General features: G+C 49.5%; 23 protein-coding genes. 11 read left to right on the top strand and 12 right to left on the bottom strand.

The features are described from left to right. Positions 1-109 precede the first annotated feature (109 nt). Positions 110-1,615: a sensor domain-containing diguanylate cyclase gene (locus J1779_RS22000; protein WP_217204892.1), complete on the top strand. Its 1,506-nt coding sequence runs from the start codon at positions 110-112 to the stop codon at positions 1,613-1,615. A gap of 51 nt (positions 1,616-1,666) precedes the next feature. Here the strand turns inward: J1779_RS22000 and J1779_RS21995 are convergent, their stop codons facing one another. Beyond that, positions 1,667-1,879, bottom strand: coding sequence for a hypothetical protein (locus J1779_RS21995; protein ID WP_162997838.1), 213 nt, complete (start codon positions 1,877-1,879; stop codon positions 1,667-1,669). Positions 1,880-2,199: 320 nt separating this feature from the next. Between J1779_RS21995 and J1779_RS21990 the strand changes: the two genes are divergently transcribed. Further along, on the top strand, positions 2,200-2,487 hold the full coding sequence (locus J1779_RS21990) for a sigma-S stabilization anti-adapter protein IraP (protein WP_056778857.1): 288 nt from the start codon (positions 2,200-2,202) through the stop codon (positions 2,485-2,487). A gap of 79 nt (positions 2,488-2,566) precedes the next feature. Here J1779_RS21990 and J1779_RS21985 read toward each other — a convergent pair whose 3' ends face one another. The 3 genes from J1779_RS21985 to J1779_RS21975 all read right to left on the bottom strand — a co-directional run bounded on the left by J1779_RS21985 (position 2,567) and on the right by J1779_RS21975 (position 4,887). Continuing rightward, the gene (locus J1779_RS21985; RefSeq protein ID WP_122095668.1) at positions 2,567-2,782 is read right to left on the bottom strand and encodes a hypothetical protein; all 216 of its coding nucleotides are present in this window, start codon (positions 2,780-2,782) and stop codon (positions 2,567-2,569) included. A gap of 144 nt (positions 2,783-2,926) precedes the next feature. Beyond that, positions 2,927-4,567, bottom strand: coding sequence for an ABC transporter substrate-binding protein (locus J1779_RS21980; RefSeq protein WP_217204798.1), 1,641 nt, complete (start codon positions 4,565-4,567; stop codon positions 2,927-2,929). A gap of 128 nt (positions 4,568-4,695) precedes the next feature. Continuing rightward, a complete protein-coding gene (locus J1779_RS21975) occupies positions 4,696-4,887 on the bottom strand; it encodes a YdfD/YebW family protein (protein ID WP_056778868.1) in 192 nt (63 codons plus the stop codon). A gap of 203 nt (positions 4,888-5,090) precedes the next feature. Here J1779_RS21975 and J1779_RS21970 point away from each other — a divergent pair, with 203 nt between their 5' ends. Further along, entirely contained in the window at positions 5,091-5,336 is a 246-nt protein-coding gene (locus J1779_RS21970; RefSeq protein ID WP_056778871.1) for a DUF2766 family protein, read from the top strand. A gap of 61 nt (positions 5,337-5,397) precedes the next feature. Here J1779_RS21970 and J1779_RS21965 read toward each other — a convergent pair whose 3' ends face one another. Continuing rightward, the gene (locus J1779_RS21965) at positions 5,398-5,634 is read right to left on the bottom strand and encodes a YobH family protein (protein WP_056778874.1); all 237 of its coding nucleotides are present in this window, start codon (positions 5,632-5,634) and stop codon (positions 5,398-5,400) included. A gap of 177 nt (positions 5,635-5,811) precedes the next feature. Then, positions 5,812-8,505, bottom strand: coding sequence for an autotransporter outer membrane beta-barrel domain-containing protein (locus J1779_RS21960; protein WP_217204797.1), 2,694 nt, complete (start codon positions 8,503-8,505; stop codon positions 5,812-5,814). Between the two features lie 764 nt (positions 8,506-9,269). On the opposite strand from J1779_RS21960, the gene mgrB reads away from it, so the two are divergent. The 4 genes from mgrB to J1779_RS21940 all read left to right on the top strand — a co-directional run bounded on the left by mgrB (position 9,270) and on the right by J1779_RS21940 (position 10,595). Continuing rightward, complete coding sequence (mgrB, locus tag J1779_RS21955; RefSeq protein ID WP_240993898.1) at positions 9,270-9,392, top strand: PhoP/PhoQ regulatory lipoprotein MgrB; 123 nt, start codon at positions 9,270-9,272, stop codon at positions 9,390-9,392. Positions 9,393-9,506: 114 nt separating this feature from the next. Beyond that, on the top strand, positions 9,507-9,779 hold the full coding sequence (locus tag J1779_RS21950) for a YebO family protein (RefSeq protein ID WP_056778882.1): 273 nt from the start codon (positions 9,507-9,509) through the stop codon (positions 9,777-9,779). Between the two features lie 132 nt (positions 9,780-9,911). Continuing rightward, the gene (locus tag J1779_RS21945) at positions 9,912-10,226 is read left to right on the top strand and encodes a phage protein NinX family protein (protein ID WP_056778885.1); all 315 of its coding nucleotides are present in this window, start codon (positions 9,912-9,914) and stop codon (positions 10,224-10,226) included. A gap of 132 nt (positions 10,227-10,358) precedes the next feature. Next, positions 10,359-10,595, top strand: coding sequence for a DUF4060 family protein (locus tag J1779_RS21940; protein WP_013576199.1), 237 nt, complete (start codon positions 10,359-10,361; stop codon positions 10,593-10,595). A 61-nt stretch (positions 10,596-10,656) separates the two neighbouring features. Here J1779_RS21940 and J1779_RS21935 read toward each other — a convergent pair whose 3' ends face one another. Next, on the bottom strand, positions 10,657-10,947 hold the full coding sequence (locus J1779_RS21935; RefSeq protein WP_122095664.1) for a hypothetical protein: 291 nt from the start codon (positions 10,945-10,947) through the stop codon (positions 10,657-10,659). 185 nt (positions 10,948-11,132) lie between these two features. Between J1779_RS21935 and J1779_RS21930 the strand changes: the two genes are divergently transcribed. From J1779_RS21930 to cspE, 3 genes are all read left to right on the top strand, one after another. Next, complete coding sequence (locus tag J1779_RS21930; protein ID WP_183846458.1) at positions 11,133-12,122, top strand: MBL fold metallo-hydrolase; 990 nt, start codon at positions 11,133-11,135, stop codon at positions 12,120-12,122. Between the two features lie 1,118 nt (positions 12,123-13,240). Then, the gene (locus J1779_RS21925; RefSeq protein WP_072158134.1) at positions 13,241-13,357 is read left to right on the top strand and encodes a DUF2627 domain-containing protein; all 117 of its coding nucleotides are present in this window, start codon (positions 13,241-13,243) and stop codon (positions 13,355-13,357) included. Between the two features lie 41 nt (positions 13,358-13,398). Beyond that, complete coding sequence (cspE, locus tag J1779_RS21920) at positions 13,399-13,608, top strand: transcription antiterminator/RNA stability regulator CspE (RefSeq protein ID WP_002221949.1); 210 nt, start codon at positions 13,399-13,401, stop codon at positions 13,606-13,608. 53 nt (positions 13,609-13,661) lie between these two features. Here cspE and J1779_RS21915 read toward each other — a convergent pair whose 3' ends face one another. Continuing rightward, positions 13,662-14,363 carry a purine nucleoside phosphorylase YfiH/LACC1 family protein gene (locus J1779_RS21915; RefSeq protein WP_217204796.1) on the bottom strand — a complete coding sequence of 234 codons (702 nt, stop codon included), beginning with the start codon at positions 14,361-14,363 and terminating at the stop codon, positions 13,662-13,664. Between the two features lie 147 nt (positions 14,364-14,510). On the opposite strand from J1779_RS21915, the gene rlmA reads away from it, so the two are divergent. Beyond that, positions 14,511-15,350, top strand: coding sequence for a 23S rRNA (guanine(745)-N(1))-methyltransferase (rlmA, locus tag J1779_RS21910; RefSeq protein WP_122095661.1), 840 nt, complete (start codon positions 14,511-14,513; stop codon positions 15,348-15,350). A gap of 66 nt (positions 15,351-15,416) precedes the next feature. On the opposite strand, the gene J1779_RS21905 is transcribed toward rlmA, so the two are convergent. The 4 genes from J1779_RS21905 to manX all read right to left on the bottom strand — a co-directional run bounded on the left by J1779_RS21905 (position 15,417) and on the right by manX (position 18,690). Then, positions 15,417-15,875 (bottom strand): DUF986 family protein, encoded by a 459-nt coding sequence (locus J1779_RS21905; protein WP_056778900.1) that lies wholly within the window; start codon positions 15,873-15,875, stop codon positions 15,417-15,419. A gap of 107 nt (positions 15,876-15,982) precedes the next feature. Beyond that, positions 15,983-16,825: a PTS mannose transporter subunit IID gene (locus tag J1779_RS21900; RefSeq protein ID WP_056778904.1), complete on the bottom strand. Its 843-nt coding sequence runs from the start codon at positions 16,823-16,825 to the stop codon at positions 15,983-15,985. A gap of 11 nt (positions 16,826-16,836) precedes the next feature. Beyond that, positions 16,837-17,634 carry a PTS mannose/fructose/sorbose transporter subunit IIC gene (locus J1779_RS21895; RefSeq protein ID WP_213052311.1) on the bottom strand — a complete coding sequence of 266 codons (798 nt, stop codon included), beginning with the start codon at positions 17,632-17,634 and terminating at the stop codon, positions 16,837-16,839. Positions 17,635-17,727: 93 nt separating this feature from the next. Then, positions 17,728-18,690 (bottom strand): PTS mannose transporter subunit IIAB, encoded by a 963-nt coding sequence (gene manX, locus J1779_RS21890; protein ID WP_122095660.1) that lies wholly within the window; start codon positions 18,688-18,690, stop codon positions 17,728-17,730. Positions 18,691-18,747 lie beyond the last annotated feature (57 nt).

The raw sequence follows: 18,747 nt of genomic DNA, 5'->3' as shown, positions 1-18,747 counted from the left end.
TAAATATGAGCCACTTTTTTGACAGTGGATTGAATTCTCGTTGCGCTTATTCCTTTCCAACTCCTTGTTTCGTATCGATCTTCGACGCCTGATCCTCAGTTTAGCCGTCATGAGCGCCTTCGTGACGCTGGCAAACAGCTTCTATGCCAGCTACAGCGTCCAGCGCCAGTTGTTAATCGACAATACGCTTGAAGAGAACCGTGTCTATGCCGCAAAACTGGCGGCCAGCACTGAACAGTTTTTGAAAAGCATGCAAAAGCAGCTCGCTTACAGCAGTGTTATCGCAGCGAGTCATTTTGACGATCCCAAAATATTGCAGGCAGAAACCGCCCGTCTGAAGTATCAGACCGACAGTTTTAACTCGGTCGTGATCACCAACATGAAAGGAAAGATCCTCGCGACCTCGCCTGACAGTCTGCAACTTATCGGCCATACGGTGAACACGCCGGGCGCGCTGGAAGCCCTCAAAATGCGACGGCCAATGATCAGCAAGCCCTATATTTCTCTGGCTAAAAACCTGGTGATCGTTATTTCAACGCCGGTAGTCTCTGAGCAAGGGGAATACCTGGGCTACATTGGCGGCACCATTTATTTGCGGCAGAAAAGCATCCTGAACGAGCTGCTGGGCGAGCATTATTACCGCGATGGTTCTTATATCGCCGTGCTTGATAATGAACGGCGCATTCTTTATCACCCGGATGCAAATCGTGTCGGAGAAGTGGTCAAGCCGCGCCCTCTGACGGAGGCGCCAAAAAGCAGTGCCAACGGTAGCCTGATGGTCACTAACCTCGCCGGCAAGGCGATGCTGGCCGGGTATGCGGTGGTTCCGTCATCGGGGTGGGAGATTGTCACGCAGCGCCCCACCGACGCCACGCTAAAACCGCTTGAGGGGCTGATGTATAAAGTTCTCCGGCATCTGACGCCACTGGCGATTGTCACGCTGTTGATTGTCTGGCTATTCTCCCGATTAATCGCGCGGCCTCTCTGGCTGCTTGCGCGAAGCGCCAATGAGATGGATAAGCCGGATGTTTCGAGCAATATTCGCGAAATTCCTTCCTGGTATTTCGAATCTACGCAGCTCAAGCGCGCGTTGCTGATTGGCATCAGCCTGCTGCAAAAGAAAATCGGCAAGCTGAAATTCGAGACACAGACTGACCCGATGACCGGTTTGTTCAACCGACGGGGGCTGGCGATGACGCTCGAAAGCGTTGTACAACTGCGTCAGCAGTTTTCCGCCATCACGCTCGATATCGATCACTTTAAGGCAATTAACGACTCTTACGGCCATGATATCGGCGATGAAGTGATCAAGTCACTGGCTGAGCAGATTCGTCACAGTGCGCGTGAAAGCGATATTTTGTGCCGTGTGGGGGGCGAAGAGTTTCTGGTCTTGCTGCCGGGAACGCCGCTTGCAGAAGCGGGAATGATTGCTGAACGTCTGCGACAAAATGTAGAAACGCTGATGTTGCCAGGCATTCAGCCGATCACCATTTCCCTCGGCGTCGCATACTGGAATCAGCAACAGGGCGAGCCTGACAAAGCGCTGAAGCGCGCGGATGAAGCGCTGTACAGAGCTAAGAAAGAAGGGCGCAATCGCGTAGTGATTTCGCAATAATCCCGATTGCGCGATGAACATCAGGGCAACACCGGCCCTGATGTTCATCCGTTATTTTGCCGCCGAAGCCTGCTGCTTTTTCGCCTGCGCTGCCAGATGATGCCCCACTGCACACCCGGCCACGGCGCCGAGCACCGCGTGATGTTTAAGATGTCCGGCCACGCCACCCACCACCGCCCCCTTCAGGCATCCTGCTGCCTGAGCAAATGAACTGGTCAACAACATGCCCGCAATGATTGCGCCAAAAATTGTTTTCTTACCCACATATCCCCCTGAATGAACAAATAGTGCTGAGCCAGAAAATGTCACATCGGGTTGCACGTTGTCATTTCGGCATCTGTAAGCAGTTACTGCCGTTGTTACCGGTTGGGCCGGAACGTGGCTTTGCTGACGGGGAGTTTGAGATAAGTCACGGTTACATCTGTCAGAGAGGCTAAAAGGCTCATTGATGTAAGGTTTACATTGGCGAAGTGTCGGGTAAGGCGTTCCTTTTCATAACTCTGCTAAACTTAGAAAAGTAACCGGCGGAGATCTTCCTTCTCTGCTGTCTCCGGTTATTTCCACCCGTGAAGAAGGATGCCGCTATGACGCATCAAGAACAATTGCAGGCCCTGATGGTTCGCATTGACGCGCTGGAACAACGTGAAAAGCAGCTCACTTACGCCTCAAACGCTTATCAGGCCATTCTGACGACGCTGTTAGGAACACTTGATAAATCCACGCGTGACCGGGTGATCAATATGGTCGATCAGGCTCACGACATGGCGTATGCCAGGGCCAATCTGGAGCAGAAAGGGAATATTCTCGGCGCGGATGACATCACTCAGCGCATTTTCCTGTTTGCACAAGGCCGCGCTGCGCAGTCTAAATAACGTGACGTAACGTCGCACGACGTCGTAATTTAGCAGACTCGTCATCGGTAACGGTGACGAGGATTTTGTGTGTCTGGGGTCAGGAGCGGCGGTCGGCTTTGAGCATGTTGATCGCCGCACCAAGCAGTATCCGGCGCTGAACGCCGGTTGCGCTGGCCAGTTGCCCATCAAGATACCCAATCAGCGCATCAACGCTCAGAGGCTCGCCTCTGTGGCGCATCTGAATCACGCCGTCGCCAATAATCCGCGCAACTTCATCCCATAGTGGTTGTATCTCACTTTCCGAGAATTTCATCATCGCTCCCGTTTGTGTGATTTACGTACAATCTATCATCTGAGTCGCAGGTGGCAAAGAGGGGGCGAGGTGAAAGCGGAAGAGATAAGTGGCGCAAAATTGTGATGCCTCTTCCACCGGGTGAGCGGAAGAGGCCGGGACGCGTTAGTGCTTAATCACATAAAGATCTTTGGTGTAGACGTAGTTCAGCAGGTTGTCTTTGAAACCGCCGACATAAGGTTTCACCAGCCGCGGGCTGACATAGTGATACAACGGAATGACCGGTGATTGCTCTGTAAGCACTTCCTCGGCTTGCTGATAAGCCTTACCGACATCGGCTTTGTCGGTGGCCTTCAGCGCATCATCCAGCGCTTTGTCGTAGGCAGCATTGCTGAATTTCGGTGTGTTTTCACTGTTGCCGGTGCGCAGGGTATTCAGGAAGGTGGATGGCTCGTTGTAGTCTGCAATCCAGGCATAACGGACAACGTCATAGGTGCCCTGATGCATGGTATCAAGCATGGTTTTCCATTCCTGATTCTGCAATGTCGCATCTACCCCAAGGTTCTTTTTCCACATCGAGGCGGCCGCGATAGCAATGCGCTGATGTGATTCTGAAGTGTTGTAAAGCAGGTTGAATTTCAGCGGATGATCAGGGCCAAAGCCCGCCTCTTTCAGCAGTTTCTTCGCTTCCTCATTACGTTGCTCTTGCGTCAGACTGGCTTCTTTCGGTTTTGCGAAAGTAAACCCACCGGTGTTATCCGGAGACAAGTGCCAGGCCGGTGTTTGTCCCTGACCTAATACTTTATCGGCGATAATGGATTTATCGATCGCCAGATTCAGCGCCTTACGCACGCGAACATCGTTGAATGGCGGCTTTTGGGTATTCATTGCGTAGTAGTAAACGGCAAGGTAAGGGCTGACATGCACCTGCGAACCCAGCTCTTTCTTCAGTGAAGCAAACAGGGTTGCAGGTATGGTTGCCGTAATGTCGATTTCTCCGGCTTTGAATCGGTTTACGTCCGCAGTCGGAGAAGCGATAGGTAAATAGGTGACCTTGTTGATCACCGTGTGCGAATTATCCCAGTAAGTAGGGTTGCGGACGGCGGTGATGCGTTCGTTGACTGTCCAGGTATCGAGTTTGAACGGTCCGCTGCTGACCATATTGCCTGGCTGCGTCCATTTATCACCGAACTTCTCCACATCGGCCTGACTTATCGGCGAGAGAGAAGGGTGGGCGAGCATACCGAGGAAATAGGAGAGCGGCTGATCGAGGGTAATTTCAAGGGTCTGTTTATCGAGCGCTTTGATACCCAGCTGATCCGGCGTTTTTTTGCCGCCAATAATGTCGCCCGCATTCAGCACATGCATGCTGCCGAGGTAGCTTTCATAAGGTGAGGCGGTTTTTGGATCGATCAGGCGTTGCCAGCTGAAAACCACATCCTGTGCGGTGATCGGCTTCCCATCAGACCAGACAATCCCGGGACGAAGATGGAAGACCCAGGTGATGTTGTCTTTCGTTTCCCAACTGCCCGCCAGCGAAGGCTGTGCATTGCCTTTGTCGTCAATCGTTATCAACCCGGCATACAGGTCGCTGAGAATATTGAATTCAACGTCGCTTTCTACTTTGTGCGGATCCAGTGATGCCGGTTCGCTGCCGTTATTGCGGACTATTTCTTGTTTTGCAGCGAGTTCGACGCCTGCGGGAACATTCGCGGCCCAGGTTGAAAAAGAAGTCAGAAAGCTGGTTGAAAGTAGGAGTGCGAGCGGTAGCTTTTTAAAGCAGCCATAAGTTTTACGTATCGTCATTGCCATTTCCTGCCCTGTCAATATGGTTAAATATCAATGAGTAACAGGGTATTCATACCGTTGTTCGGACAGTTTGGCAATCTTTATGAGATTATTAGTAGTGACTCTGTGAATGCTCACGCACTGCATCAAAAGTCAGCATTGTCATGCGCAGGGATCCAGTAACCATCGATGAAATCTTCGATAGGATAACAACCTGCCTGACGCAGCCCCTGTTGTTGCATCGCGAGGGTACATTGTTGCTGAGTATTAAAGGCATCCACGACAAATTCTTCGCAGCCCCCTCCCAGATAACAAATGGTCAACACAAGTGCGAACATAGCGCTCCTCCTTCCTTTTCCCGCAAGGGTAAGCATAGAAGCATTCTGCTGTTAACAACATATGTCGATGTTTGTTTGCTGTTTAATTGTTCGCTGAAGCGGGCCGGCGGGGCTGTTATTTAGCGTAGCGAGAATTTAATCAGAGAGCGTGATATCCTCGCGGCCATAATTTTTACGAATGATCTTGATGAAAGGAGCACCCGATGTCTGACGCTTTAACCAGAGAACAAGAATATGAGTCTGATCTGGTCGCCTGCCAGTTGGTGATTAAGCAAATTTTGGATGTGATTGAGATTATTGCGCCTGCTGAAGTGCGCGACAAGATGTCTCATCAGTTAAAAAGTATCGATTTTAATCATCACCCGGCGGGTGCTGATCCGGTGACCAAACGTGCTATCGAAAAAGCGATTTCACTCATCGAACTTAAATTCACGAAACACGACAGCTGATATCCAACGTTGTGATGCCTGTCAGACGGGCATCACAACGTGGAAGATCGGAAAGCCTGCGTTATTTATTATCGACCACTTCACCCATTTGCTTGAAAATCGGGCAATTCGCCACACCAATCACGCCGCTGTCCGAATGAATATACTGCGAGCTGACAATCCCTCTGGCCGTCAGATACTGACATTTAAGGCCTAAGCCCGCTGCGTTTTCACTGCTGCCAACGGTAACACCGTAGCCTGAAAACAGAAAAATCGCATAAATTACCGCCAGCACAATAATGGCTTTGATAACACTCATTCGAGAAACTCCTGATTATCTATCCTGACATTCAGGATATTGATAAACAGAGTAGATGTTATTTCTGGTGCGTTGTCATCTCAGCAGAGTCTTAATCTGGCTTTCTTTATGTCAAAGCAAAAAATTGGCCCCTGTAAAGGAGCCAATTGATGTCACTGTGTCAATTCAGAACAGCACTTACCAGCGGTATTTCATACCCAGATCTGCAGCCCAGGGTTGGTCAACATCGCTGCCGCCAAGGTAGTTAGCGCCTGCGTAAACGGTGAAGTTTTTGCTCATATCGAACTGTCCACCCAAACCAACGCGAACTGCGGAACCATCGATACCGTTGTCGATACGGTCACCGTTGATATCTGCATCGTTATTGGCATCTTCATAGACATACGCCAGCGTTGCATAAGGGCTGATCGCCTGATCGGCACCCAGATCGAAGGTGTAGCCGATATTCCCACCCAGTTCGTAACGCATGCTGTCATAGGCCTGATCGCTGACTTTCATGTTGTTGCTCATGCTGTAGTCGTCATCGCCGATGAACACACCTGTGATACTTGCATAAGGTGTCAGGTAAGCTTGTGGCGCGAATTTCCAGTCATAACCGGCTTTCAGGCCAAAGCCCCAGGCATCGGTAGTGCTATCGCCAGAAACCTGCTGACCATTGCTCATGCTGCTGTCAGTCGAGTTGCTGAAGTGGCTGTAGCTCAGAGAGGTATCAATGAATACGCCATTTTTGAAGTCCAGGCTGGAGTAAACGCGAGCTGACTGGCTGTCAGTGTCTGCGTCTGCATCATCCATAGAAAGGCTGGATTTCGCGAAGCTTGCCGCCATACCCACCAGCCACTGACGATCGCCGCCACCTTCTGTCACGGTATCAAGGCCGACCATGATGCCGTTAACGTCCTGATCGTAATCAACAACGCCATTGTCACCGTTCTGCTGACCACCGAAGTAATTCACCCAGACGCCGCCTTTGTCATTACCCTGGGTATGACGTGAGCTATCCATACGGTTGCTCAGGGTATCCTGCTCCATATGCCAGGTTGCAGCGTTGGAAGAAGGCAGGCTCAGCGCAGCGTTCGCAGTAGACGTGATGCCTTGTTTAGCCAGAACCACGGTATCGCCAACTTGTTGTGCCTGATATTTGTAGGCTCCCAGATCAGCGGAATTTGCGTGGGTGAAGGAGGCGTTACCCCCATAAGTGCGGATCAGCTCTTTGTTCTGGTAATCCGCGACACGGCCTTCGCCCGTTGCGTTGTTAATACGCACCTGATAGTTACCGTCAGCCACACCATTTACGGCCAGGTGACCATCGGAATTCATGCCGATAGTACCGCGGTCGTAAACATAATCAGCGGCAGTTTTGTCACGTGCATTGTTGAGGTCGGCGTTCAGCACATATTCGCGGCTGCCGGTGTTAAACGTACCGTCGTCGGTTAGCACCATATTGTGCGTATCAACCTGACCTGCGCCTAAATTCAGCTCAGAACCGTTGCCTACGGTGACGGTATTGGCATACAGGGAGGCTGATTCTTCAGTCAGCGTCGCTTTACTGCCTGAGTTCAGGTTCAGGGCATTGGTATAGACTGCACCATGCGCAGCGATTTTCAGGCTGGATTGGTTAGCCAGAGAAATGTTGTCCGCCAGCAAGCCAGACTCAGCAACATTGACTTGTGATTTGTGGTCTACGGTCAGATTGTCAACGTTAGACATCTTGGTCGTGTCCCATTCTGAACCATTATCCAGAGCAATATTAAACAGGCCGCTTTGGTAAACATCTTTGCCAATCAGGTAACCCGTTGTGTCGCTTAAGACAGATCCAGGCCAGATGCTGTTAGCTGAGCGATCATAGAGATAGGCATCTGCGTCAACGTCAGAGATTGCCGCACCGACCCATTTACTGCCGTTATTCAGCGTCAGGTTCAGTTCGTCAGTGTCGTCCCAGCCATTACTGTCTGGCACCCCATCAGCATTGTTGTCGTGGCCACCAGGATAATAGTTTTCATCGAAGGTACTGACGAAGGAAACATCGCCTGTGATCGTGGAATTATTGAAAACAGCATTGGTTTTCATCGCATTATCAGCTGTGGCATTGGCGACAACCGATAAGGCGACATCGTCAGCAGCAACGCCATTTGCACTGATATTACCGTAATCGCTTGGCTTGTCAGACTGACCGTAGAATCCGCTGGTCTGCAATTCGGTATAAGAACCGGAAGTCAGCACGGAATCATTAACGGTCAGGTTATTATCGAACGTGTTCGCGTTATTAACGTCGGTATCAACCCATTCGTAACCTTGCGACAGTGCAATGCCAGCAACGTGTGAGTTATTTTGGATGACGATATTACTTTCCTGATCCAATGTCACGGCCACACCCATGTCATAGGTATTCAGGGTTTCATGGTCACGAACTTTATTAGCATCAGTAACGTCGTAGTCGAAATGTTCGTATGTGTCATTAATGGTAGAGTTATCGATAGTCAGCTGTAATGGAGACTGATCATAATCATTTCGTGCATTACCGCAATCGGTGGTCATGCACTCTGAGGTGATCATGCCGTTGACGGTAGTGTTAGTGATATTGAGCGTATTATTTGTGCCGTTATCAAAGCCCAAATAGTGAGTTGAGATAACGCCGTTCACCACAGCATTATTGATTGAAGAGTAGATGTCTCCGCCAACGTAACCGTTATCTGCACCATCATTATCCGCATAACCACGATAGCCAATATGATTCGCCAGCGTAGAGTCATGATAGAACGTGTCATATACGGTACCGGAGATGTCGGCTGACATCGCCGCAGGTGCAGCGACTGCAACAGCGCAGGCCAGCGCTATTTTAGAAACGAAGAACTTTTTATTCCATGCATGCATTTATTAATCCCTCAACAAAAAATCATCAGCATGAATCAACCGGGAATGACCCCGGTTATTATGCTTTCATTTATATAACGAAGAGACAGAATACCTGTTCGACGGCGGGATAATATTTTAATGAGGTGTGTAATTCAATAAATAAGTTCAAAGAAAGCAGAGAGAAAAATGAATTATTTTTTTATACGTTAAAATAAATCAATGTTTATTTATGTTATTTAAAGCAGCGTATTTCCCTATAATTTCCAAATGGTAGTTATAGCTTGCTTTAAAGTGTGAGATGGCGCGAAAGAAAAATCATGGTGCACCGGGGGTTGACCAGAGAATAAGGCGCGCAGTCAGCACTGAACCATTTTCAGGATGAAATTATTTTCGCTTTATTCAGTCTTTATTATTCGGAAATTCGCATGAATATAAATTGATTAAAAAAATCTCTTTTGAGGAAACAACGCAATGAAATAATGAACAGCGCGCGGAGCAGAGAGATTCATTTTTATTTGATTCAGATCAAGCAGGTTAGGGGGCAATATATTGATAAGAATTATGCATTTTTATGTATGATTTACGTACGTGATTATTTCACGCCAATCTGTGTGCAAAAGGCCGCGCTTCGTTATATCGTTGTTTAAGATTTCCGTCGTACTATGGAAATCTGTTCCATATCATGTTGGACGTTGCCATTGAGCCCTGACAGACGCGCAGTAAACCAGAAGAGAACCGCAATCAAATTGAAAAAACCTGTTTTCAAGTTCAGGAAGATCGTCGTGTTCGTTCTTTTCCTGCTTATTTGCGTTGGCCTTTACCTGATGGCGCTCAACAGCTATTGCGATCAGGGGGGGAACTTTGACCTCGGCGTGTGCGCCATCACCTCCTTTATCCCTTTTTAAACGCCGCCAGCCGTGAGCCCTGCGTAAGAAATTCCTGTTTTTTTGTGATCCACTTCCCTGTCCCGCCGGGAATGATAAGATGTGCGCTCAGAACATCCAGTGGTAGGGTCGTAAATGTTTGATTTCGCTATGGGCCAAAACAGCCTGGCTTCATTGGCGCTGTGTGCACTTTCAGCGCTGTTATTCTTATTGGTCTGGTTCTTTGTCAGCCGGGCCAGTGTCAGGGCAAACCAGCAGATTGAATTGCTTCAGGAAATTGCTGAGCAGCAACGTCAGCAAACGGAGTTGCTCAAGATCCTGACCGCCAGGGCAAAAGGCGCCGAGCCTGTTGCCGACGCAGAAGAGGATTCCGCTCTCAGCCTGCGTGGTTTTATTCCTGAAAGATAAGTGGTTTTACTGACCCGCCCCGTGCGGGTTTTTACCCTTCACTTGCTCATGATCGCCTGGACCTTCGATTCATAAATCTGTCTTAATCATCCGGTAGTCTCCACGCATGTGCTCTGTGAGAGGGAAGAACCGATGATTAAATGGTCTGAAGAAAACGACACCGATGTAAACCACAGTATCGCCTTACTGACCGGGGAAGAGCCTGAGAAGTGGTATCCCTACGGCGGCATCAAAGGCAAAGATTATTGCAACAACCCCTCCGACGCGTGGCCTATTATTTGCGCCAACAAAATCAGCATAAATTTTAAAGAGTTACAGAGCGATCCTCTTTGGCTTGCAGAAATTCAAAGCCCTCATGGCCAGTGGCAGGCGCAAAGTAAACGTCCATTGCGGGCAGCCATGGTCTGTTTCCTGCTAAGTAAAGAAAGTAAGGCTTGCGCAGAGTAAAAAGCGCAGAGATACTCAGATTGTGACAAGGTTTTGCAAAGAAGTGATTCGAATAAGCGTCGCGCAAAGCGATGAGTATCAAGTGATTAATGTTTCCTCATTTTGACAGTTGTGTCTAAGGCGGAGTCCATTATGAAGCGCATCATTAAAGGTGATAAAACTCTCTCCCATCTGGTGGTTGCTCACGCAGCTATCGACAGTCATGAAAAAGCCTATGGCAAACGGCGTCAGGGTTGGCCTTCGACTTATCTCATCAAATATAAAGATGCGCGTGTTGCGGTAGAAGTGGTGACCCGCAGACAATCCTATGTTGCTACTCTCATGATCGGAGCCAGAAATCTGACCAAACTTTGCGGTATGCCTGCCTGATAATCAGCGTACATCAATTTTACTTCAAACCGTGCCGGTCTCTTCCTGCACGGTTTTTGTTTTACAGGGCTTTCCTGATGAGAGGGGGCTGACGGAAACCGCCGCGGGGGAAAGGGCGCTTTAGCGTGCGGAAAACCATCGCGATAAGATCAAACATCAGCAGCATTGTTCCCGTCAGCGCCAGTATCAACAGGCTGAAAACAGCGAATGTGACAAGCTTAAGGGCTGGCGGAACGCTCATCCGGCGAAAGCGGGAGCGAAGCCATAAGCGTCCGTATTGCGTCTGAATTTGCATAATATGGGTCAAACGCGCAGAAAATGAGCTGCGGCGATCGGTTGTATTCCGGGTCATAAATGTCCTCCTTTTTGAACGTCACCAGTTAAACACAGAATTATTAAGATCTTCTTAACTCACTCCTTCACTCGCAGTCCCACACAATGTTGCACTTTTAGCCTGTGGTGATATCGGGAAGTATGATAATTAATCCGGATAAAGGAGGCACTGACGCCCCTTGAATGATAATCATCAGGAGTTATATGCCGGGTAAAAATCCGTATTACGATCCGTCCAAAAGTCATCACACGCCCGAAGGCTTCACCAACATCGAGCCACATAATCGCCAGAAGGGCGATTTGAAACGCTGGCAGCAGGAGCGGAAAGCGCAGCAACTGCCTGTCCCGCCGGAGAAAGGCTATGATCATTTTATTGATCAATGGTGGCAACAGGCCGACTTCAGCGGCAGTGATGACCGATTATGGTTTCTGGGCCATGCCTGTTTGTTGTTACGCGTTGCGGGGCGATACATTCTCACGGACCCTGCGCTTTCGGAACGGGCTTCGCCGTTGAGGTTTTACGGCCCCAAACGTAAAACGCCGGTTCCGGCGGCGGTCAGCCAACTCCCTCCCATTGATGTGGTGCTTTTTTCACATAATCACTATGACCATCTGGATAAAACCACGGTGCGTAAACTGTTGCGTCGTTTCCCGCAGGTACAGTTTATGGTGCCTCTCGGTATGAAAAGATGGCTGGAAAAACGCGGCGCTAAGTTTGTGGAGGAGCTTGACTGGTGGGAGGAACGGCAGTTTGGAGAAATGACGTTTTCAGCCGTACCGGCGCGCCACTGGAGTATGAGGACGCCCTGGGATCGCAATCAGTCCCTGTGGTGTGGTTGGGTGGTTGCACATCCGGCAATGCGTTTTTATTTCTCAGGCGACAGTGGTTACAGCAATCAGTTTGAAGTGATAGGGCAGCGACTGGGCCCCTTCGATTTGGCGGCCATTCCGATAGGTGCTTATGCACCAAGATGGTTCATGAGCGCGCAGCATATGGATCCGCAGCAGGCTGTCGGGGTGTTTTCAGAACTGCGTTGTCACAAAGCTGTGCCGATCCATTGGGGCGTTTTTGAATTAGCGGATGAATCCCTTGATCAGCCCTTAAAGGAATTAACCCAGGCGATTGCTCAAAGCGTTAATCCAGATATGAATTTCAAGCCATTAAAAATGGGAGCCAGCATATCTAAAGAGTGAAACAGGAATGTTGCTCATCACGCCTGAGGGATTATGTTTATTAATGAGAAGTATTATCACCTGAGCGGCGGTAATGCTTCACCTTAATCAATGAAGGGGTTAATGAATTGTTAGTATTTATAATAAATAACGCTAAATAGCGTTTTCTGGAAAGCAGTGCAGACAGGATATTGGCATGTCTGACGGTGAAATAGGGTGTTTATCACCGCAAGACATCGCTTAACGCTTACAGACAAAGAGATTTGTGCTGAACCGGAACAGAAAAGCGCACCGGAGCTGCCGCAGACGGGATTTTTCGCGGGTTTTACAGTGAGCTATGCAGCAAGTTCAGACGCAAAAGTCTCCACCCGATTGTGTTCGGGAAAATAGATTTTTTGCGAGGCAGGTCACGGTATTAAATAATTATTAATTATAATGATATTTTATTATTGAATAAGGCTGCTCAAATAACAGGCGAAATGTTAATGCTAATTTAACTAAGTCGCAAAATTTAATTCATTATAATGTAAAAAACGCTGAGTAAGTAATATACATATTGTGAACAGGGTTTCTGGAATTGGAAGCCTTCAGGAAAAATTCTGAAGCAATAATATCTGTGCCCCTCTGAAGACGCACAGTTAAGGTGCATTTATTTCTTTTCCTTGTTTTTATTGCACCATTTTATTCATCGATGGCCTTATTGATTATTGCATAACCAGTCACAATGCAGGTGGGGACAAAAATTGCGCCGAGAGTGGGGAGGGTTTAAGTTCGGGTCGCACCGGTAACCGGCTTCACTGTCAGCAGCCTGCCCGTGGAGGTGGCGCTGAAGGCTGATGTGTAAGGCTTCTGTAGTCAGTTTCTCCATAAAAATTCAAATAAAGATGTTTTTTACGCTTACGGTTCTGCATTAAATGATCAATAATCGAAAAAGGTCGTTATTGTTTTGTTTGATATACCGCTGTGCCTGTAAAGCAGAAAAAAGCATGTCTATCAACATATTTCAGCTTAACTGAACACGAAGTGCCATTAAGCGGCTCAAATATGTGCGACATGTCCATCGCTGATTAAAAATGGCTTGCCATCGAATTCAGAGTATGTGATAACGCTTCTGGGTAAAACGAGGTACAGTTCTGTATATGTGTGGCATTTTCAGTATAGAAGTTCTGAGTAAAGACGTTCACGTTGAATACCGCTTCTCTGCCGATTCTTATCTTAGTGCCTCAAGCAGTAACGACTCTAGTTTGTCTATGTAACGCCTACGGGCGGTTTAAACAATCCAAAGGAAATACTCAAGATGGCAAAGATCAAAGGTCAAGTTAAGTGGTTCAACGAGTCTAAAGGTTTCGGCTTCATTACTCCTGCTGACGGCAGCAAAGACGTGTTCGTACACTTCTCTGCAATCCAGGGTAATGGCTTCAAAACTCTGGCTGAAGGCCAGAACGTAGAGTTCGAAATCCAGGACGGCCAGAAAGGCCCGTCTGCAGTTAACGTAACTGCAATCTAAGCAGCGTCAGCTGTAAAAAAACCCGCTAAGGCGGGTTTTTTTGTGTCCGGCATTCAGAGGATGATGATCCCCGACTGCTGATTTCGCCCGCTGATCCCAGGATGCGATGGATTCAACGCACGCTGATGGCTGTTGCGACGAAAACTGGTGTAATGGAACCCTTGTCCGGTTTCATCCGGCGTACAAATGGTACAGCGGCCTGCTCGGTCTGTTTCAGTGAAACCGAGTGCGCGTAACTTGGCTTGTGCGATAGCGGCTAAATCAAGATGACGGGGCCGGGGAGAAATCAGCGATGCAGGTAAATCGAGGCGCTCTATAAAGGTATCGTTCAGCTCCTGGCTGACTTCATAGCAGCAGGCCCCCGCCGCCGGGCCAACAGAGGCAACCCAGTCGGCGGTATCGCCTGACAGTGTAATGCGGGCCGCGACCTGCTCCAGAATCCCGTCGATAAGCCCGCGCCAGCCGGCGTGCACCACCCCAATGTGTTGACCATCTTTACGGCTGAAAATGACCGGCAGGCAGTCTGCTGTGTACACCGTCAGAAGAATGCCGGGTGTGGACGTGAAAAGCCCATCAGCTTCACCACAGGCTTGCTCTGGCCGGGAGACATCCACAATCCTGACGCCATGCACCTGTTTTTTTACCGGACGGGTAGCCTCATAAGGTTGTAACCCGGCGGGAAGCAGGGCACGTTTGTCACCGAAACCATGAAGAATACCGGGGATTTGACGGAGTAAGGCTGAGCTGTCACTCATCTCAAGTCTCGTTAATAAAATGTTATGGCACCAGTGTAGCTGGCTTTCCACCCGATTTTCCAGCAGTTGCAACCGCAAGTCGCCTTCTTTAGACTTAACCTTATTGCGAATATTCGCCCCTTCAGACTTTCCTTGCAGGTTTCCCGCATGACTTATCAGTGTCCACTTTGTTTCCAGCCTCTTGAGCTGACCGGCCAGCAATGGCGTTGCCCGGAAAATCATCAGTTCGATCATGCAAAGGAAGGCTACGTCAATCTGATGCCCGTGCAGCACAAACGTTCGAAGCAACCGGGGGACAGCACCGAAATGATGATGTCGCGACGTGCCTTTCTGGATGCCGGTCATTATCAGCCGCTGCGCGACCGTCTGGTGACCATTCTTGATGATGTGTTGCCGCAAAGTGCCGGTACGCTGCTCGATATCGGATGCGGGGAAGGGTATTACACCACGGCCATCGCGGAGCGCCTGATGCAAACGCGTGCGATGAAAGTGTTTGGCCTGGATGTGGCAAAAGTCGCGATTCGCTATGCGGCAAAGCGGTACCACGCTGTGTCATTCTGTGTCGCCTCCAGCCACCGCTTACCCTTCGCCGCCGCCTCGCTGGACGCCGTGGTGCGTATCTACGCCCCGTGTAAGGCTCAGGAGCTGTACCGCGCGTTAAAACCGGGTGGCATAGTGTTAACCGTGGCACCGGGGCCACGTCATCTTTATCAGCTGAAAGGGCTGATTTATCAGGATGTGCAACTGCATGCTGAACTGGATGAACAGCTGGAAGGATTCGAGCGCGTGGCGACGGAGTCTCTGGCTTACGGGATGCAGCTTAACGGCGCGGAGGCATTTGATTTATTGCAGATGACGCCATTTGCGTGGCGTGCCACCGAAGAGGTGATGAAAAATCTCAAGGCAGAGCAGGCTTTCGAGTGTGAAACTGACTTCGTTATCAGGCTGTACCAGCGTAAAGCGGATGACGAGAGCGGCCAGTCATAATTTTAGTCTGAGCGTCGCACTGTGCGGCGTCAGTCCGCTTACGGCATTCAGTGGTTGAAGGTCAGTCTATTGATTTTCAACCATGATTTTGTAAATCCTTTCCAGATCGTCCAACTCGTTTACGCGAATCAATAACTTCTTCTGTTCCAGTTCAAACACCAGCACGCCATCTTCTGAGAGGTTCATGCCACGGATACGGTCGTAGGTAATGAACGCATTGGCGAAGTAAAAACCCGCAGGTTTGAACAGCAACTTTGGCCAGCGAATAAAAGAAAGGTAGAACGCGACCAGCCCCAGGCCGATCAACAGGTAATTAGTCAAAGGCGTGCCATTCGCCTGAATATTGTTGTAAAGCAGTATCGCCAGCAGACCAATAAAAATGATGGAATCCAGTTTGTTACGGCGTCGGAGATTGACTCTCAGACGTGTTTTTCCGTTGCGGGTTCCCATGATGAATTCGTCGTAAATGGCATAAGCCAGCAGCAGCACGATGAAGAGGACGAGGACGATATCGGTCACGGACATGAAAAAAAACTCCAGCTCACTGCCAACAGGCAAAACTAAATAAAATCAGAAATGGGCAAATTAAGGCAATAAAAAAGCCGGAGGAGTGATCCCCCGGCTTGTGGTTATCAGAGACCTAACAGGCCAATCCAGTAACCGAAGATACCGATGGCGAAGAAGCCAACGATGATCCACAACGCGTTCACTTTCTTACGCAACAACCACATACAGCCGAAGGTCAGCAGCAATGGCACCAGACCTGGCATCAGCTGGTCCAGAATCGTCTGTACCGTGGTGACCGTGGTGTGGCCTGTCTGGTCGGTAATTTTCGATACCACCAGCGGGATGTTAACGTGGGTCCATTTGTTAACCAGCGCCCCCATGACAAAGAGGCCGAGAATCGACGCCCCCTCAGTCAGTTTTTGCAGGAAGCCGCCGCCCATATCACTAACGATATCGACACCTTTTTTATAGCCATATGCCACGCCGTAATAACGGGTCAGCAGGCGCACTACGTTGAACAGAATAAAGAACAGCAACGGTCCGAGCAGACTCCCGGTCATCGCGATACCTGCACCCAGCGCAGCAAACACCGGACGTACAGTACCCCAGAAGATCGGGTCACCCACACCGGCCAGAGGCCCCATCAGACCGACTTTCAGACCGTTGATGGCTGCGTCGTCGATAGGTGCGCCGTTGGCACGCTGTTCTTCCATCGCCAGCGTTACACCCAAAACAGGCGCTGCAACGTAAGGATGGGTGTTGAAGAATTCCAGATGGCGTTTGATCGCCGCTTTGCGATCGTCGTTATTTTCAGGATAGAGACGACGAATTGCAGGCACCATACAGAAGCAGAAGCCCAGAGCCTGCATACGTTCGAAGTTCCATGACCCCTGGAAAAGGTTGGAGCGCATAAACACACCGCGAATGTCGCTTGCCGTGAGTTTTTTAACTTCAGTTTTATCAACCATGTCCTTCACCCTTAATCCAATTCGTTATCGAGATCGTTAACACCCGGAGCCGCCGCTGCTTGCGCAGATTTGTTGTATTTCGGGCTCAACTGGATGTAAAGCACTGCCATCACCACACCAATTACACCCAGTGCAACCAGGTTGAAGTTAGTGAATGCCGCAGTGACGAAACCGAGGTAGAAGAAAGGCATCAGGTAGCCAGCACGCATCATGTTGATGACCATGGCGTAACCGACAACAACAATCATACCACCCGCGATATTCAGGCCGTTGGTGACCACTTCCGGAATCGATGCCAGCAGATCATGAACGATGGCAGTACCCACAGAAACAGCAACAATCACGGCTGGAATGGCGATACGCATTGCCTGAAGAATCAGTGCTGAAACGTGGATCCAGGTAATGGCGCTCAGATTCCCTTTTTCAGCGGCCTTATCAGCGGCGTGCTGGAAGGCAACGGTGATGGTACGAACGATAATGGTTAATACCTGGCCGGCAGCTGCCAGAGGGATCGCCAGCGCGATACCCGCACCGACAGACTGTCCGCCGGCAATAACCAGAATGGTCGAGATGATAGAGGCGAGAGCAGCATCTGGCGCAACAGCAGCACCGATGTTCATCCAGCCCAAAGCGATCATTTCCAAAGTACCGCCGATGATGATCCCGGTTTTAACATCACCCAGAACAAAACCGATCAAAGTACAGGCAACTAACGGACGGTGAAACTGGAACTCATCCAGAATCGAACCCATCCCGGCAATACATGCAACAATAAATATCAGCACAATTTGTAGTGTGGTGATCTCCATTGCACTTCTCCTATGACCAAAGGACGCTGAGTAAAAACAAGCACACAGGGTACAGATAACGTTGAGGTCATCTGCCCGAAAGGCATGTGCTTATTAATTCATCTTATTAATAAGATCCATCATCTTGAGACGTGAATCCGAGGACACTTTACGCACTTCAAGTTCAATACCTTTGGCATCCAGTTTTTTGAATGCTTCGATATCTTTCTCGTCGACGGACACGGCATTATTCACCTGGGTTTTACCCTGACGGAATGCCATACCACCGATATTGACGGTCGTAATCTTTATGCCACCTTCCACCACACGCAACACGTCGGTTGGATTGGTGAACAGCAACATCACACGGTCGCCTGCGTATTTTGGGTTGTTGTAGACACGGATAGCTTTCTCCACATCGACAACGTGTGCGGTAACACCGGGAGGAGCAACCTGAGTCAGCAACGTTTTACGCACGGTATCGGCAGCGACTTCATCGCTGATAACAATAATGCGGTTGACGTTGGTTTCTTTGGTCCAGCGGGTCGCTACCTGGCCATGGATCAAACGGTCATCAATACGGGCAAGACCGATCTTCATGTAGTCATTCGGGCCGGAAGGTTGAACCGGGGCGGCTTTTTTTGGCACAGGTGCGGCGACAGGCGCTTCGGTGGCAGGTTCCGGGGTTTTCAGCGCTTTCACGCCAATACGTCCGGTTTCCACTGCAATGGCAACCAGCTCTGCGAAAGAGGGGTTGTCATCACGTGCCATGAACGTTTCTGCCAGCATTGGGATATTCACACCGGTGACAACTTCGTAATTTTCCTTATCGACAACAATGCGGCTAGCGGCGTTAAACGGGCTGCCACCCCAGGTGTCGACCAGGAAAAGGACGCCGCTGCTGGTGTCTAAACCACCCAACTTTGCCGTGTACTTTTCGATCAGGGTTTCGGCGTTCTCGCCGGGTACGAAATCGATATAGGCGACGTTATCCTGTTCACCTAAAATCATTTCCGCTGTTTTCAGCAACTGCTCAGCTGCTGACCCGTGCGTGCCGATGATAATAGCAATACTCACTCGCTACCTCCTCTGTTAACTCCGTTAAGAGTTATGCACATAAGTAATGGTGCTGAC

Origin of the sequence: Rahnella rivi, from assembly GCF_019049655.1 — a bacterium.
GTDB classification, from domain to species: domain Bacteria; phylum Pseudomonadota; class Gammaproteobacteria; order Enterobacterales; family Enterobacteriaceae; genus Rahnella; species Rahnella rivi.
Note: the sequence above shows the minus strand (reverse complement) of the source record. Positions and strands in the feature narration are given on the sequence as shown.

Coding starts and splice junctions, on each gene's coding strand:
- J1779_RS22000 (WP_217204892.1), top strand. CDS start 110: ATGAGCGCCTTCGTGACGCTGGCAAACAGCTTCTATGCCAGCTACAGC.
- J1779_RS21990 (WP_056778857.1), top strand. CDS start 2,200: ATGACGCATCAAGAACAATTGCAGGCCCTGATGGTTCGCATTGACGCG.
- J1779_RS21985 (WP_122095668.1), bottom strand. CDS start 2,782: ATGAAATTCTCGGAAAGTGAGATACAACCACTATGGGATGAAGTTGCG.
- J1779_RS21980 (WP_217204798.1), bottom strand. CDS start 4,567: ATGACGATACGTAAAACTTATGGCTGCTTTAAAAAGCTACCGCTCGCA.
- J1779_RS21975 (WP_056778868.1), bottom strand. CDS start 4,887: ATGTTCGCACTTGTGTTGACCATTTGTTATCTGGGAGGGGGCTGCGAA.
- J1779_RS21970 (WP_056778871.1), top strand. CDS start 5,091: ATGTCTGACGCTTTAACCAGAGAACAAGAATATGAGTCTGATCTGGTC.
- J1779_RS21965 (WP_056778874.1), bottom strand. CDS start 5,634: ATGAGTGTTATCAAAGCCATTATTGTGCTGGCGGTAATTTATGCGATT.
- J1779_RS21960 (WP_217204797.1), bottom strand. CDS start 8,505: ATGCATGCATGGAATAAAAAGTTCTTCGTTTCTAAAATAGCGCTGGCC.
- J1779_RS21950 (WP_056778882.1), top strand. CDS start 9,507: ATGTTTGATTTCGCTATGGGCCAAAACAGCCTGGCTTCATTGGCGCTG.
- J1779_RS21945 (WP_056778885.1), top strand. CDS start 9,912: ATGATTAAATGGTCTGAAGAAAACGACACCGATGTAAACCACAGTATC.
- J1779_RS21940 (WP_013576199.1), top strand. CDS start 10,359: ATGAAGCGCATCATTAAAGGTGATAAAACTCTCTCCCATCTGGTGGTT.
- J1779_RS21935 (WP_122095664.1), bottom strand. CDS start 10,947: ATGACCCGGAATACAACCGATCGCCGCAGCTCATTTTCTGCGCGTTTG.
- J1779_RS21930 (WP_183846458.1), top strand. CDS start 11,133: ATGCCGGGTAAAAATCCGTATTACGATCCGTCCAAAAGTCATCACACG.
- J1779_RS21925 (WP_072158134.1), top strand. CDS start 13,241: ATGTGTGGCATTTTCAGTATAGAAGTTCTGAGTAAAGACGTTCACGTT.
- cspE (WP_002221949.1), top strand. CDS start 13,399: ATGGCAAAGATCAAAGGTCAAGTTAAGTGGTTCAACGAGTCTAAAGGT.
- J1779_RS21915 (WP_217204796.1), bottom strand. CDS start 14,363: ATGAGTGACAGCTCAGCCTTACTCCGTCAAATCCCCGGTATTCTTCAT.
- rlmA (WP_122095661.1), top strand. CDS start 14,511: ATGACTTATCAGTGTCCACTTTGTTTCCAGCCTCTTGAGCTGACCGGC.
- J1779_RS21905 (WP_056778900.1), bottom strand. CDS start 15,875: ATGTCCGTGACCGATATCGTCCTCGTCCTCTTCATCGTGCTGCTGCTG.
- J1779_RS21900 (WP_056778904.1), bottom strand. CDS start 16,825: ATGGTTGATAAAACTGAAGTTAAAAAACTCACGGCAAGCGACATTCGC.
- J1779_RS21895 (WP_213052311.1), bottom strand. CDS start 17,634: ATGGAGATCACCACACTACAAATTGTGCTGATATTTATTGTTGCATGT.